The 223-nt window shown below is 73.5% G+C and carries 1 pseudogene; it reads right to left on the bottom strand.

The annotated features are described in order from the left end of the window. Nucleotides 1-223 (bottom strand): annotated as a pseudogene (locus CCN56_RS45480) (RNA polymerase subunit sigma-24); the annotation flags it as partial.

Below are 223 nucleotides of genomic sequence, written 5' to 3'. Positions count from 1 at the left end.
TCGCCGCCCGCGGTGAGGGACTGGCTGACGTGGGCCTGGAGGTAGGCCTGCTTGAGGCCCTCGCGGGCCCGGCTGGCGAGCACGGCCGTGGCGTTGGCGGTCAGTCCGAAGAGCGGGGCGACCTCGCTCGGGGACTCCTCCTCGACGGTGGTGTGCCACAGCACGGCCTGCCAGCGCTCGGGCAGTGAGCGGAAGGCCTGCATGGCGAGGGACTGCTCGGCCT

It is taken from the genome of Streptomyces sp. NRRL B-24572, from assembly GCF_002156145.1.
Lineage (GTDB): Bacteria > Actinomycetota > Actinomycetes > Streptomycetales > Streptomycetaceae > Streptomyces > Streptomyces vietnamensis.
This window is presented reverse-complemented; position numbering and strand designations above follow the sequence as displayed.